This window comes from Streptomyces sp. NPDC004134, assembly GCF_042874195.1.
Taxonomy (GTDB): domain Bacteria; phylum Actinomycetota; class Actinomycetes; order Streptomycetales; family Streptomycetaceae; genus Streptomyces.
Map to the genome: position 1 here is coordinate 82904 of NZ_JBIAMS010000018.1, position 13478 is coordinate 96381.

The 13478-nt window shown below is 73.8% G+C and carries 14 protein-coding genes; 3 read left to right on the forward strand and 11 right to left on the reverse strand.

All coding sequences use genetic code 11. The features are described 5' to 3' along the window. Positions 1-2: 2 nt before the first annotated feature. The 9 genes from ACFYVJ_RS22440 to ACFYVJ_RS22480 all read right to left on the reverse strand — a co-directional run bounded on the left by ACFYVJ_RS22440 (position 3) and on the right by ACFYVJ_RS22480 (position 9970). Positions 3-929 (reverse strand): S1C family serine protease, encoded by a 927-nt coding sequence (locus ACFYVJ_RS22440; RefSeq protein WP_388894052.1) that lies wholly within the window; start codon positions 927-929, stop codon positions 3-5. A gap of 11 nt (positions 930-940) precedes the next feature. After that, entirely contained in the window at positions 941-1891 is a 951-nt protein-coding gene (locus ACFYVJ_RS22445) for a VWA domain-containing protein (RefSeq protein ID WP_388894055.1), read from the reverse strand. A gap of 178 nt (positions 1892-2069) precedes the next feature. Continuing rightward, a complete protein-coding gene (locus ACFYVJ_RS22450) occupies positions 2070-3029 on the reverse strand; it encodes a DUF58 domain-containing protein (protein ID WP_388894058.1) in 960 nt (319 codons plus the stop codon). Next, positions 3026-4129, reverse strand: a complete 1104-nt coding sequence (locus tag ACFYVJ_RS22455) for an AAA family ATPase (protein ID WP_388894061.1) — start codon at positions 4127-4129, stop codon at positions 3026-3028. The genes ACFYVJ_RS22450 and ACFYVJ_RS22455 overlap by 4 nt, the downstream gene beginning before the upstream one ends. Continuing rightward, a complete protein-coding gene (locus ACFYVJ_RS22460; protein WP_388894064.1) occupies positions 4126-4362 on the reverse strand; it encodes a hypothetical protein in 237 nt (78 codons plus the stop codon). Before ACFYVJ_RS22460 ends, ACFYVJ_RS22455 begins: the two co-directional genes overlap by 4 nt. Before the next feature lie 115 nt (positions 4363-4477). Beyond that, positions 4478-5449, reverse strand: a complete 972-nt coding sequence (locus ACFYVJ_RS22465; protein WP_388894067.1) for an aldo/keto reductase — start codon at positions 5447-5449, stop codon at positions 4478-4480. 120 nt (positions 5450-5569) lie between these two features. Then, on the reverse strand, positions 5570-7030 hold the full coding sequence (gene argH, locus ACFYVJ_RS22470) for an argininosuccinate lyase (protein ID WP_388894070.1): 1461 nt from the start codon (positions 7028-7030) through the stop codon (positions 5570-5572). Then, positions 7027-8223, reverse strand: a complete 1197-nt coding sequence (locus ACFYVJ_RS22475; RefSeq protein ID WP_388894073.1) for an argininosuccinate synthase — start codon at positions 8221-8223, stop codon at positions 7027-7029. Before ACFYVJ_RS22475 ends, argH begins: the two co-directional genes overlap by 4 nt. A gap of 139 nt (positions 8224-8362) precedes the next feature. Next, positions 8363-9970, reverse strand: coding sequence for an SLC13 family permease (locus ACFYVJ_RS22480; protein ID WP_388894076.1), 1608 nt, complete (start codon positions 9968-9970; stop codon positions 8363-8365). Positions 9971-10056: 86 nt separating this feature from the next. Between ACFYVJ_RS22480 and ACFYVJ_RS22485 the strand changes: the two genes are divergently transcribed. The 3 genes from ACFYVJ_RS22485 (at position 10057) to ACFYVJ_RS22495 (ending at position 12372) form a co-directional block, all read left to right on the forward strand. Continuing rightward, positions 10057-11112 (forward strand): tartrate dehydrogenase, encoded by a 1056-nt coding sequence (locus ACFYVJ_RS22485; protein WP_388894079.1) that lies wholly within the window; start codon positions 10057-10059, stop codon positions 11110-11112. Positions 11113-11213: 101 nt separating this feature from the next. After that, a complete protein-coding gene (locus tag ACFYVJ_RS22490; RefSeq protein ID WP_388894082.1) occupies positions 11214-11798 on the forward strand; it encodes a pyridoxamine 5'-phosphate oxidase family protein in 585 nt (194 codons plus the stop codon). Positions 11799-11817: 19 nt separating this feature from the next. Further along, positions 11818-12372, forward strand: a complete 555-nt coding sequence (locus ACFYVJ_RS22495; protein ID WP_388894085.1) for a GNAT family N-acetyltransferase — start codon at positions 11818-11820, stop codon at positions 12370-12372. 48 nt (positions 12373-12420) lie between these two features. Here the strand turns inward: ACFYVJ_RS22495 and ACFYVJ_RS22500 are convergent, their stop codons facing one another. Then, positions 12421-12981, reverse strand: a complete 561-nt coding sequence (locus tag ACFYVJ_RS22500) for a TetR/AcrR family transcriptional regulator (RefSeq protein ID WP_388894088.1) — start codon at positions 12979-12981, stop codon at positions 12421-12423. Beyond that, positions 12971-13294 carry a DMT family transporter gene (locus ACFYVJ_RS22505; protein WP_388894092.1) on the reverse strand — a complete coding sequence of 108 codons (324 nt, stop codon included), beginning with the start codon at positions 13292-13294 and terminating at the stop codon, positions 12971-12973. The genes ACFYVJ_RS22500 and ACFYVJ_RS22505 overlap by 11 nt, the downstream gene beginning before the upstream one ends. Positions 13295-13478: the final 184 nt, after the last annotated feature.

Genomic DNA, 13478 nt, shown 5'->3' on the forward strand with positions numbered 1-13478 from the left:
ACCTAATCGCCGTCGATGATCGAGTCCGCCGCCCTGACCGCGTCCTCCACGGGTACGGCGAAGCCGATGCCGATCGAGCCGCCGCTGCCCCGGCCCAGCGAGGCGATGGCGGTGTTGATGCCGACGACCCGGCCCGCGGCGTCGACCAGCGGGCCGCCGGAGTTGCCGGGGTTGATGGAGGCGTCCGTCTGCACCGCCCGCTGCTGCGCGCCGCCGCCGAGGGAGACCTCGCGGTCGACGGCGCTGACGATGCCGGAGGTGACGGTGCCGGACAGGCCCAGCGGCGAGCCGATGGCCAGCACCGAGTCGGCGACGGACAGGTCAGCGGCGCGGCCCATCGGCAGCGCGCGCGGCGCGTACGAGCCCGCCACCTCCAGCACCGCCACGTCCCGGCCGGTGTCGCGGCCCAGCACCTCGGCGTCCACCCGGCGGCCGCTGTGCAGCACCAGGGTGGCGTCGGTGGCGGTGCCGACGACGTGGGCGTTGGTGAGGACGCGGCCGCGGCCGTCGAAGACGAAGCCGGAGCCCTGCCGTTCGCCGGCCTGTACGGACACCACGCTGGGCAGCACCCGGGCGGCGACGCTGTCGAGGTCGCCCGGGCTCCGGCCGGCGGCGGCCGGCGGGAGCGCGCCGGCCGCCGCCTCCTCACCGCCCCCGGGGCCGCGTATCTCGCCGGCGGCGAACCCGGCCGCGCCGCCGGCGAGGACTGCGGCGACGACGGCGACGGCCAGGGTTCGGTTCGCCGCGCGGCGGGGCGCCGGGGGCGGGACCGGTACGGGCGCCGGCCGGCCGCCGTACGGGGACGCCGGCGGGACGGGCCCGGCCGGCGGCGGCCCGCCCTCGGGGCGCGGGGCGGCGGCGCCGGGGCGGTCGCCTGCGGTGAACGCGGGGCCGCGGGGCTCGCCGAGGCCGGGACGGGCGTGGGTCACGGTCGTTCTCCTCACGGTAGGCGCGAGAACCACAGCAGGGACGTGGCCGCGGCCAGCAGCGCGGCGATCAGCGCGGCGGCGACGAACCACTGCCAGACCTCGCGCTCCTCGGTGCGGTAGCCGACGGAGCTGCCGATGTCCTCGTAGACGGCCTCCAGTTCCTCGCCGGAGGCGGCCTCGTGGAACGCGCCGCCGGTCGCGGTGGCCAGTTCCTCCAGCGCGGGCCCGTCGACCGGCACGGGCACGCTCTGTCCGCCGGCCAGGTCGATCGTGCCGCCCTCGGTGCCGTACGCGATCGTGGACACCGGGATCCCGGCCGCGGCCGCCTCCTCGGCGGCGGCGGGCGTGCCGCGGCCCGTGGTGTTCTGCCCGTCGGAGAGCAGCACGACGTGCGCGGGCGGCGGTTCGCGCTCGGCCTGTTCGTCGAGCGTGCGGATCGCCTCGGCGGAGGAGAACACCGCCTCGCCGATCGCCGTGCCCTGCCGGGTGTCCAGCCGGCCGAGCGCGCGGCGCATGGCCTCCCGGTCGGTGGTCGGCGGCAGCGCGACGGAGGAGGTGCCGCTGAAGGTGACGAGCCCGACGTTGAACCGCTCGGGCAGTTCGGTCACGAACGCCTGGGCGGCGTCCTGCGCGGCGGTGAACCGCGACGGCCGCACGTCGGTGGCCCGCATCGATGCGGACACGTCCAGCGCGACCATGATGGTCGCCCGCTCGCGCGGCACTTCGGTCTCGGCGGTGGGCCGGGCGAACCCGACGACGAGCAGCCCGGCCATGGCGCAGAACGCGGTGGCCGGCACGTGCCGGCGCCAGCCGGGGCGGCGCGGCATGACCTTGTCGAGCAGGTCGACGTTGGTGAACCGCACGGCATAACGGCTGCGCCGGGCCTGCATGACGACGTAAGCGCCGACGAGGCCGGCGAGCGGCACGAGCAGCACGAGCCACCCGGGCGAGGCGAGACTCATGCGCGGCCCCCCGGGAAGCGGCGGGATACGCGGACGCGGGTACGGGACCGGGGCGGACGGGCGCGGAGGTGACCGGCAGGATGCCTGCTGTCCTCGCGACCCGGCGGACGGCGGGGGTATGGACCCTGCCCCGCCCGGGACGACCGGGCCACCCCGGAACCGCGAACCGGACCGGAGGTCATGCCGCACCGCCTGTGCCCCGGCGCTGTGCCGCCGCGTAGCGTGCGATGTCCCGTACCCAGTCGCGGTCCGTGCGCAGCTCCAGCCGTGCCGCGCCCGCGGCTCGCAGGGTCCGGGCGATCGCCGCGCGCTGCTCCGCCGCGGCGGCGGCGTACCGTTCCCGCAGCCGCTTGGAGTACGTGGGGATCTCCCGGCGCCGGCCCGACTCCGGGTCCACGACGGTCAGCAGCCCCACCGGCGGCAGCTCCAGCTCCCGCGGGTCGGCGATGTCGACGGCCAGGACCTGGTGCCGCCGGGCCAGGGACCGCAGCGGCTGCTCCCAGCCCGGTTCGAGGAAGTCCGAGACGACGGCGACCAGTCCGCGGCGGCGCTCCGCTCGCTGGAGCGCGGCCACCGCCCCGGCGAGGGTGTGGGTCGGCGGGCCCGCGGGCACGCGCGGGCGTTCGAGCGCGGTGCGCAGCACCCGCATCAGGTGCCGCCGCCCGCTGCGGGCGGGGATGCGCTGGATGCCGTCGGGGCGGACGAGCTGGGCACCCAGGCGGTTGCCCGCGCGTTCGGTGAGGAACGCGACGGCCGCGGCGGCGCCGACGGCGAGGTCGCGCTTCTCCATCCGGCCGGTGCCGAAGTCCATGCTGGCGCTGGCGTCGAGGACGAGCCAGGTGGTCAGTTCGCGGTCCGCGAGGGTCATCCGCACGTGCGGCAGGGTGGTACGGGCGGTGGCGTTCCAGTCCATGCGGCGTACGTCGTCCACGCCCGGGGCGTACAGGCGGCTCTCGTCCGGCTCGCCGCCGGGGCCGGGGACGAGGGCGGTGTGGTCGCCCTGGAGGAGGCCGTCCGGGCGGCGGGTGAAGAGGAGCCGCAGGTGCTGGAGCGCCTGTTCCGGGGTGAGTTCGCCCAGCGACGGCGAGCCGGGCCCGCCCGGGGCCGTGGCACCCGGCGCTCTGCCTGTCGCGCTCATGCCGCTCTCCCGGCCTTCCGGCCGCTCCCCGCGCTTCCGGCGCTCGCGGCGCTCCCGGCCTCGGCGAGGCCGCCGGCCGCCGCGTCCTCCGCCTGGTGCGGCGTGACCCGGGGCTGCGGCACGGCGGCCAGCACCTCGTCGACGACCGACTCGGGGGTGACGCCGTCGGCGAGCGCGTCGAAGGAGAGCACCAGCCGGTGGGCGATGACCTCGTGGGCGAGGGCCGCGATGTCGGCGGGCAGCACGTACTCGCGCCCGCGCAGCAGCGCCAGCGCCCGCGCCGCCGCCACCAGGCCGAGCGTGGCCCGCGGCCCCGCGCCGTACGCGAGCCGGCCGCCGCCGGCCGCGTCGCCGCGGGCGGCGAGTTCGCGGGTGGCGAGGACGAGGCGTACCGCGTACTGCGCGAGGGCGTGGTGGACGAACACCTCGTCGGCGCGGCGCTGGAGGGCCGCGAGGGTGTGCGGCGCGAGCACCCGGCGGGCGGCGGGCGGGTCGACGCTCATCCGGTAGAGGATCGCCAGCTCCTCGTCCTCGGTGGGCGCGGAGACGTCGACCTTGAGCAGGAAGCGGTCGCGCTGGGCCTCGGGCAACTCGTAGACGCCCTCGGACTCGATGGGGTTCTGGGTGGCCAGGACGAGGAACGGCTCGGGCATGGGGATGGTCCGGCCGCCGATGCTGACCTGCCGCTCGGCCATGACTTCGAGCAGCGCGGACTGGACCTTGGCCGGTGCCCGGTTGATCTCGTCGGCGAGCACGAAGTTGGCGGCGACCGGCCCGGGTTCGACGCTGAACGACTCGCTGGAGGGCCGGTAGATGCGGGTGCCGGTGATGTCGGACGGCACCAGGTCCGGGGTGAACTGGATGCGGTGGAACGTACCGCCCGACACCGTCGCCAAAGTGGCCGCCGCCAGCGTCTTGGCGACGCCCGGCACACCCTGGAGCAGGCAGTGCCCGCGGGCCAGCACGGCGGTCAGCAGCCGCTCGACCATCCGGTCCTGGCCGACGATCACCCGCTTGACCTCGAAGAGCGCCTGTTCCAGAAGCGCCGTCCCGGGGCCCGGCGCGGCGGGCCCCGGTCCTGCGGGGGTGGTGGTGGTCACAGGTCGCCCGCGTTCCGGGCGGCGCCCGAGGGCGCCCCGGAACCGCCCTTGTCCGGGCAGTCCTCGTGGGCCGCGCTCCGGGCGCCGGTCCGCTCGCGGTCCTCGTTGACCACCAGCCGGACCTCGGGCTTGTCGTCGCCGCGGTCGAGCGCGGCGGACGCGCCGGTGGCCAGGCCGGCCACGGCGAACACGGCGGCACCGGCGACCGAGAGCCTGCGTATACGACGGGACATCGGGGTCTCCTCCGTCAGACGACTGCGTTACCGCATGTCATCACCGGGAGGCGAAAATCCCCTTAAAGCCCGCCGCGCGCGGGGCCCGTCGGACGGGCCGCGGCGATCGCGGCGCCTACGACCAGGGGGTGGCCGCGCGGCGCTGCCAGTAGTCGGCGGCGGGCTCGGCCAGGGCCGCGAGGCGGTCGTACTGCGCGGGGTCGAGGTCGACCGCCGCGGCGGCGAGGTTGGAGTGCAGTTGCGCGGCGGTGGCGGCGCCGGAGAGGACGACGCCGGCCCACGGCTGCCGCAGCACGGCGGCGAGCGCCACGGCGTCGGGCTCCGCGCCGCACTCGGCGGCGACGGCGCGCAGTTCCGCGGGCGCGCCGGCGCCGGCCAGCCGGCCGTTGGCCAGGCCCTCCTTGACGATCACCGTCAGCCCGGCGTCGTGCGCCTCGGCCAGCGCCTCGCCGACCGCCGGCTCCAGCACGTTGTACGTGCTCTGCACGGTGTCGAAGAGCCGCTCGCCCTCGACGGTGACCTCCAGCGCGGCCCGTACCGCCGCGGCCTGCTCGGGGCCGCTGGTGGAGAAGCCGACCGTGACGCCGTTCGCGACCAGGGCGGCCAGGCGGCGGTGCAGGTCGGTGTCGGTGAGCGCCGGGCTGTCGGGGGTGAGGGAGTGGATCTGGTAGAGGTCGAGGCGGTCGCCGAGGAGTTCCGCGGACTCCTCGCGCTGCCGGTCGTAGGCGTCGACGCCGTGGTCCTTGACCTCGTGCACCTCGGCGTCCGCACGCCAGTCGCCGACGTACGCGTAACCCCACTTGCTGCCGACGACCGCGTCCCGGGCGTCCGGGTGCTGCTTCAGCCAGTCGGCGAGGAACTCCTCGGCCCGGCCGTAGGAGCGGGCCGCGTCGAAGTACCGCACGCCCTGGGCGTAGGCGGCGTCCAGCAACTCGTGGGTGCGGGCGCGCATCTCCTCGACGCCCCGCCCCGCGGGGAGGTCGTCGGCACGCCCCGTCGTGAGGTACGCGGGGCGGCCCACGGCGGCGAGCCCGAAGCCGATGTGGGCGGCGGGCGTCGTCACTTCGGTCAGTCGGTCGAACGCCATCGCGGGCTCCTACGTCCTCGGTGCGGCTGTCAGGCCCGTCCACCGTAGAAGACGGGCCCCGCCCCCGGCAGCGCCCGACACGGCTTTGTGCCGCGCCGCCACACCGCCGCCTCCGCCGTGCTACGCCGCGGGGCCCGCCTGCCGCGTCGCCGCCGCCCAGCTCACCTGCGCCGCCACGTCCTCCTTGACCTCCGCGAGCTGCACCGCGACCGCGGCCGGAGCGGTGCCGCCGCGGGCGTCGCGCGCGGCGAGCGCGCCGGGGACGGTGAGCACGGTCCGTACCTCGGGCGTCAGATGCGGGGAGACCTTCGCGAACTGCTCGTCCGTGAGCTGGTCCAGCTCGATGCCCTCGGCCTCGCAGACCTTGACGCACTCCCCCGCGCTCTCGTGTGCGACGCGGAACGGCACGCCCTGCTTGACCAGCCACTCGGCGATGTCCGTGGCCAGCGAGAAGCCGGCCGGGGCCAGCTCCTCCAGCCGCTCCCGGTTGACCGTGAGCGTGGCCATCATGCCGGTGAACGCGGGCAGCAGGACCTCGAGGGTGTCGATCGAGTCGAAGACCGGCTCCTTGTCCTCCTGCAGATCGCGGTTGTACGCGAGCGGGAGGGCCTTCAGCGTGGCCATCAGCCCGGTGAGGTTGCCGATCAGCCGGCCCGCCTTGCCCCGCGCCAGCTCGGCGATGTCCGGGTTCTTCTTCTGCGGCATGATCGAGCTGCCGGTCGAGAAGGAGTCGTGCAGGGTGACGAAGGAGAACTCCTTCGTGGCCCACAGGATGACCTCTTCCGCGATGCGGGAGACGTCGACGCCGATCATCGCGGTGACGAACGCGAACTCCGCGGCGAAGTCCCGCGCGGCCGTGCCGTCGATGGAGTTGCCGGACGAGCCGCGCTCGAAGCCCAGCTCGGCGGCGACGGCCTCGGGGTCCAGACCCAGCGAGGAGCCCGCGAGCGCCCCGGACCCGTACGGCGAGACGGCCGTGCGCTCGTCCCACTGCCGCAGCCGCTCGGCGTCCCGGGAGAGCGCCTGGGCGTGCGCGAGCACGTGGTGGGCGAAGAGCACGGGCTGCGCGTGCTGGAGGTGCGTGCGGCCCGGCATGGCGACGTCCGGGTGCGCCTCGGCGAGGCCGACGAGGGCCTCCTGCAGCTCGGCGAGGAGGCCGCCGAGGGTGCGGGCGTGGTCACGCAGGTACATCCGGAAGAGGGTGGCGACCTGGTCGTTGCGGGACCGGCCGGCGCGCAGCTTGCCGCCGAGCTCGGGGCCGAGCCGCTCCAGCAGGCCGCGTTCGAGCGCGGTGTGCACGTCCTCGTCGGCGATGGTGGCGGTGAACACGCCGGTCGCGACGTCCGTTTCCAGGTGGTCGAGCCCGGCGAGCATCCGGTTCAGCTCGTCCGCCGTCAGCAGCCCGGCCCCGGCCAGCACCCGCGCGTGTGCGCGGGAGCCGGCGATGTCGTACGGGGCGAGCCGCATGTCGAAGTGGACGGACGCGGACAGCCGCTCCAGCGCCGCGGCGGGGCCGTCGGCGAACCGGCCGCCCCAGAGCTTCACGTCCTGCGGTGCCGTGCCCTCGGTGCCGTCGCTCACTGGGCGAGGTCCCGCCCGGCCGCGATCTTCGAGGAGAGGCCGAAGATCTCGATGAAGCCCTTGGACATCGACTGGTCGAAGGTGTCGCCCGTGTCGTACGTCGCGAGGTTGAAGTCGTAGAGCGAGGCGGGCGAGCGCCGGCCGGTGACGACGGCCCTGCCGCCGTGCAGCGTCATCCGGATCTCGCCGGTGACGTGCTCGTTCGCCTCCTGGATGAATCCGTCCAGGGCCCGCTTGAGCGGCGAGAACCACAGGCCGTCGTAGACCAGCTCGCCCCAGCGCTGCTCGACCTGCCGCTTGTAGCGCGCCAGCTCCCGCTCGACGGTGACGTTCTCCAGCTCCTGGTGGGCGGTGATCAGCGCGATGGCGCCGGGCGCCTCGTAGACCTCCCGGGACTTGATGCCCACGAGCCGGTCCTCGACCATGTCGATCCGGCCCACGCCGTGCGCCCCGGCCCGCTCGTTGAGCTGCTGGATGGCCTGCAGCACGGTGACGGGGCGGCCGTCGAGCGCCACGGGCACGCCGCGCTCGAAGGTGACGACGACCTCGTCGGCCTCGCGGGCCGCGGCGGGGTTCTGGGTGTACTCGTAGACGTCCTCGATCGGGGCGTTCCAGATGTCCTCCAGGAAGCCGGTCTCGACGGCCCGGCCGAAGACGTTCTGGTCGATGGAGTACGGCGACTTCTTGGTGGTCGCGATGGGCAGGCCCTTCTCCTCGCAGAAGGCGATGGCCTTGTCCCGGGTCATGGCGTAGTCCCGGACCGGGGCGATGCACTTCAGGCCGGGGGCCAGGGAGGAGATGCCGGCCTCGAAGCGGACCTGGTCGTTGCCCTTGCCGGTGCAGCCGTGGGCGACGGTGCCGGCACCGTGCTTCTGGGCGGCGGCGACGAGGTGCTTGACGATGGTGGGCCGGGAGAGCGCGGAGACCAGCGGGTAGCGGTCCATGTACAGCGCGTTGGCCTTGATCGCCGGGAGGCAGTACTCGTCGGCGAACTCGTCCTTGGCGTCGGCGACCTCGGCCTCCACGGCGCCGCAGGCCAGCGCCCGCTTGCGGATCACGTCGAGGTCCTCGCCGCCCTGGCCGACGTCCACGGCGACGGCGATGACCTCGGCACCCGTCTCCGCGGCGATCCAGCCGATGGCGACGGAGGTGTCCAGGCCGCCCGAGTAGGCGAGTACGACGCGCTCGGTCACGGGAGTCTCCTTAGGATGCATACGCTGACCAGAATAAGTATGCAGCAGTCCGTATGGTTCGTCAAAACGCCGCGCGCACGGCGGGCCGCCCGGCCGGAGCGGCGCGCCCCGGCCGGGCGGTAGGGGCCCGGGGAACCCGCTAGCCGATGCCGGTGACCGCGACCATCAGCGGCAGCCCCAGGATGATCAGGATGACGCCGAGGACGTCGAAGCCCGCCCCGGAGCGGATCATGGTGGTGATCGGCACGACACCGGAGCCGTAGGCGATGGCGTTCTGCGGCGTCGAGACCGGCAGCATGAAGCCGAAGGACGCGGCGAAGGTCGCGGCCAGCGCCGGGACGAACGGATCGACCTCTGCGGCCATCGCGATCGGGATGATGATCGGCACCACCACCGCCGCGGAGGCCGTGTTGCTCGTCGTCTCCGAGACGATCACCGCCAGCACGGCCGCGAAGATCGTGATCGTGAAGACGCTGGAGAAGCCGAGCAGGTCGTTGGACTCGTTGCCGATGGTCTCGGCCAGTCCGGTGTCGGCGAGCAGCGAGCCGAAGATGATGCCGGTGCCGAAGAGCAGGATCGTGCCCCAGTCGATGCGGGCCGCGTCGCTCCAGTTGAGGGTGGCCTCGCGGCGCGCCCAGTCCGTCGGCAGGATGAAGAGCAGCGCGGCGCCGAGCACGGCCACGATGCCCTCGTCGAGCCGGTCGCTGACGGTGGTGTACGCGGACGCCTCAGTGCCCACGGCGAGCGCGACGATGCCCGGGGTGATCCACAGCGACACGGTGATGCCGAAGGCGATCAGCGTGTTCCACTCCGCGCGCGAGAACTTGCCGAGCGCGGCGCGCTGTTCGCGCACGTACTCCTCCACGCCCTCGATCCGCCGGATCTCCGGCTTGTTGAGCAGCAGCAGGACGGCGACGAGAATCACGAACATACCGGCGCAGAGCGGCAGCGCGGTGGCCGTCCACTCCGCGAAGGAGATCTTCTCGCCGGTGGCCTCCTCGATGAGGCCGCGGCCGATGAGGTTCGGCGGGCTGCCGACCGGGGTGAGCAGGCCGCCCACGCTGGCGCCGTAGGCGAGCATGAGCACCAGCGCGGCACCGATACGCAGCCGCGTGGGGTCGAAGTCCTGCTCCACCAGCCCCCTGTCCTGGAGCATCTTGGCGATCACGGTGAGGATGCCGAGCGCGGTGGGCAGCAGCATGGCCACCGTCGCGGTGTTGGAGACGAACGCCGACAGCAATGCGGTGATCACGCCGAAGGCGGCGATCAGCCGGAACGTCGAGCGGCCGACCCCCGGCAGCCCGAGGATCCAGAACGCGAACCGGCGGGCCACTCCATGCTTGAGCATGGCCTGGGCGAGGATGAACGCGCCGATGAAGGTGAAGATCGTGGAGGAGCCGAAGGGCGCCAGCGCGTCGTCAGGCGGCACCACGCCGAGGACGACGATCGCGCCGACGCCTATGAGCCCGCCCACCGGGATGGGCACGGGCTCGGTGACCCACAGCACGATGACGCCGAGCAGGATGCCGGCCAGCGTCTGCTGGCTCGGTGCCATGTCCAGCGGGAGCGCGAGAAAGATGATGGCGACCAGCGGGGCCAGCCAGAACCCGGTGGTCCGCCGCCCCCGTTCGAACTTCTCCTCCTGCGGCGAGAGTTTCTGCTCGCCGAGGCTTCGGTACGTCGCATGGCCGAGCAGTGCCTGCTCGACGTCGGTCTTGGCACGTGGCGCCGTTGCGTCGGACTTCATCGTCCCCTCCGGATAACCGTGCGGCCTGGCTTACATTCAGGACTGCTCCGTAAGGTGGGGCACAACTCGGCTGAGGGGAAGGGGTCATGACAACACATCGGATCGCGGTCATCCCCGGGGACGGCATCGGGCAGGAGGTCACGCCCGCCGCACTGGAGGTGCTGGACGCCGTCGGACGGCGGCACGGGGTGGAGTTCGCGTACACCCATCTCGACTGGTCCTGCGCCCGCTACCAGCGCGAGGGCGCGATGATGCCGGAGGACGGCATCGAGACGCTGCGCGCGTACGACGCGGTGTTCCTGGGCGCGGTGGGCGCGCCGGGCGTACCGGACCACATCTCGCTGTGGGGACTGCTCATCCCCATCCGCCGGGCCTTCCGGCAGTACGTGAACCTCCGGCCCGTGCGGGTCTTCGAGGGCATGGAGAGCCCACTGCGGGCCGCGGGCCCCGGCGACGTCGACCTGGTCGTGGTGCGCGAGAACACCGAGGGCGAGTACAGCGAGATCGGCGGCCGGCTGCACCGCGGCTTCCCGGAGGAGATGGCCGTACAGGAGGCGGTCTTCACCCGGGCCGGCGTCACCCGCGTCCTCGACTACGCCTTCGGCCTCGCCGGCCGCCGCACCGGCCGGCTCACCTCCGCGACCAAGTCCAACGGCATCGTGCACACCATGCCGTTCTGGGACGAGCTGGTACGCGAACGGGCCGCGGAGCACCCGAAGGTGGCGTGGGACCAGGAACACATCGACGCGCTGTGCGCCAAGGTCGTCCTCGACCCCGGGCGGTTCGACGTGATCGTCGCCTCCAACCTCTTCGGCGACATCCTCAGCGACCTCACGGCCGCCGTCGCCGGCTCCATCGGGATCGCGCCTTCGGCGAACCTCAACCCCGAGGGCACGTACCCCTCGATGTTCGAGCCGGTGCACGGCTCCGCGCCGGACATCGCGGGCCGCGGGATCGCCGATCCGATCGGCGCCATCTGGTCGGCGGCGCTGATGCTCGACCACTTGGGCCACGAGCGGGCCGGCGCGGAGGTCGTCGACGCCATCGCCGCGACGCTCGCCGCCACCGACGTCCGCACCCCGGACCTGGGGGGCTCGGCGAGCACGGAGGAGTTCACCCGTACCGTGATCGCCCGGCTGTGACGGCGCGCCCGCGGTGGCACGGCGCCACCGCGGGGCGCGGTACGCGATCTCGCGCTGCGAAACCCGTGCGCCGGGACCGTGTCGCGCCGCACACTCGGCGCATGGGGAAAACATACGAACGGATCGACGGCCGGCTGCGCGCCTTCATCGAGGCGCAGCACATGTTCTTCACGGCGACCGCGCCACTGGCGGCGGACGGCACCGTGAACCTCTCACCGAAGGGGCTGACGGGGTCGTTCGCCGTCCTCGACGAGCACACCGTGGCCTACCTCGACTTCGCCGGCAGCAACGCCGAGACCATCGCACACCTGCGGGAGAACGGCAGGATCACGCTGATGTGGTGCGCCTTCGAGGGCCCGCCGAACATCGTGCGGGTGCACGGCAGCGGTGAGCCCGTCTTCCGCGACGACCCCCGCTTCCCCGCCCTGCTCGGGCACTTCCCCGATATCGACCCGTCCCAGCACGGGCTGCGGGCGGTCGTCGTCGTGACCGCCGAACTGATTCGCGACACCTGCGGCTACGCTGTGCCTTTCATGACCTACGAAGCCGACCGCGACCTGCACGGCCGGCGCTTCGCGCGGGAGGACGACGCCGGGCTGGACGCGTACTTCCGCAAGAAGGAGCACATCGCGGCCAGCATCGACGGGCTGCCCGGGCTTCCGCTGCCGCTGCCACCCACCCCGTGACGAGAAATGAGCCGCACCGATGCTGAGTACACCCCTGGCCGAAGGCGCGGAACTGACCACGCTGGAGCCGTGGCAGGCCGCGGAGCTCACCGCGTTCACCGACCGGAACCGGGCGCACCTGGAGCCGTGGCTGCCCTGGGCGCACGACGTCACCGACGAGGCGGGCGCCCGCCGCTTCCTCCAGGCGTACGCCGACAAGCAGGCCCGCGACGCGGGCCGGATGTTCGCCATCCGGCTGGACGGCGAACTGGTCGGCGGCATGATCTACCGGCTCTTCGACACCGCGGAGGGCTCCTGCGAGCTGGGCGCCTGGCTGGCGCCGGAGGCGCAGGGGCGCGGGCTGGTCACGGAGGCGTCGCGGCGGATGATCGAGTGGGCGGTTGACGTACGCGGCCTGTCCCGGGTGGAGTGGCTGGTCGACCCGGCGAACAAGGCCAGCATCGCGGTCGCCAGGCGGCTGGGCATGAGCCACGAGGGCACGCTGCGCAGCCTGTTCGAGATGGCGGGCAAGCGGCGCGACCTGGAGGTCTGGTCGCTGCTGGGCGACGAGTGGCGGGCGGCGCGGGGCAGTTGAGCCCGCCCCCCGCCGCCGGGCTCACGTCGCCCGCCGCGGCTCAGCGGCTCAGCGGCGGTGCAGGACGTGGTCGACGACCTGCTGGATCTCGGCGGCGGTCAGCGGCTCGTCCCGTAGCAGCGACTGCAGGCTGAGCCCGTCGAGCGCGGCCGAGAACGCGGTGATGGCGACCGGGTCGCTGGTGAACCGGCCGGCGATCTCGGCCAGCAGGTGGTGCCAGCGGCCCAGGACGGGGCGCAGCTCGGGGTTGCGGGCGGCGTAGAGGTACAGGTCGAACTCCGCGGCGCAGCGCGCGCCGTGCTCGTCCAGATACGCGGCCAGGTACCGGCCCAGATCGGCGGTGTCGTACGACTCGGGCAGCGCACCGGCCAGCGCGGCCGCGTAGGCGTCGACGCTGTCGCCGAGCGCCGCGGCCAGCAGGTCGGCGACGGCCGGGAAGTGGTACGTGGCCACCGACTTGGGCACGCCCGCCTCGGCGGCGACGGCCCGGTGCGTCACGGCGGCGACGCCGCCGCGGCCGATGACGCGGACCGTGGCCGCCAGCAGCAGCCGCCGCCGCTCCTGCCCGCGCTGCACGCGCCCGTCGGCGGCGCCGGCCTCAGTGCGCACCGCCGGCCTCCAGCGCGACGACGCCCGCGGCGACGAGGACGAGCCCGCCGATCTGGACGCCGGTGAGGCCGTCGCCGAGGAAGGCGGCGCCGATGAGCGCCACGAGGGCGACGCCTGCGGCGGCCCAGATGCCGTAGGCGATGCCGATGGACATGCCGCGTTTGAGCACCAGGCTGAGGAGGGTGAAGGCGGTGATGTAGCCGACGACCACGACGATCGACGGGAGGATCTTCGAGAAGCCCTCGGACAGCCGGAGGGAGATGGTTGCCGTCACCTCGCTGAGGATGGCACCGATCAGCAGCACGTAGGTCATCGTGGGCCCTTCTCGTCACTCGGAAAACTAGCTGGACATCTGTCCAGGTTTTCGAGTGTACGGGAACGGTGGGCGGTGACCGGGTGGGGGGTGGGGCGCGGCCCCCCCCCCCCCCCGGGGGGGGGGGCGGCGGCGGGGGGGGGGGGGGGGGGGGGGGGGGGGGGGGGGGGGGGGGGGGGCCGTG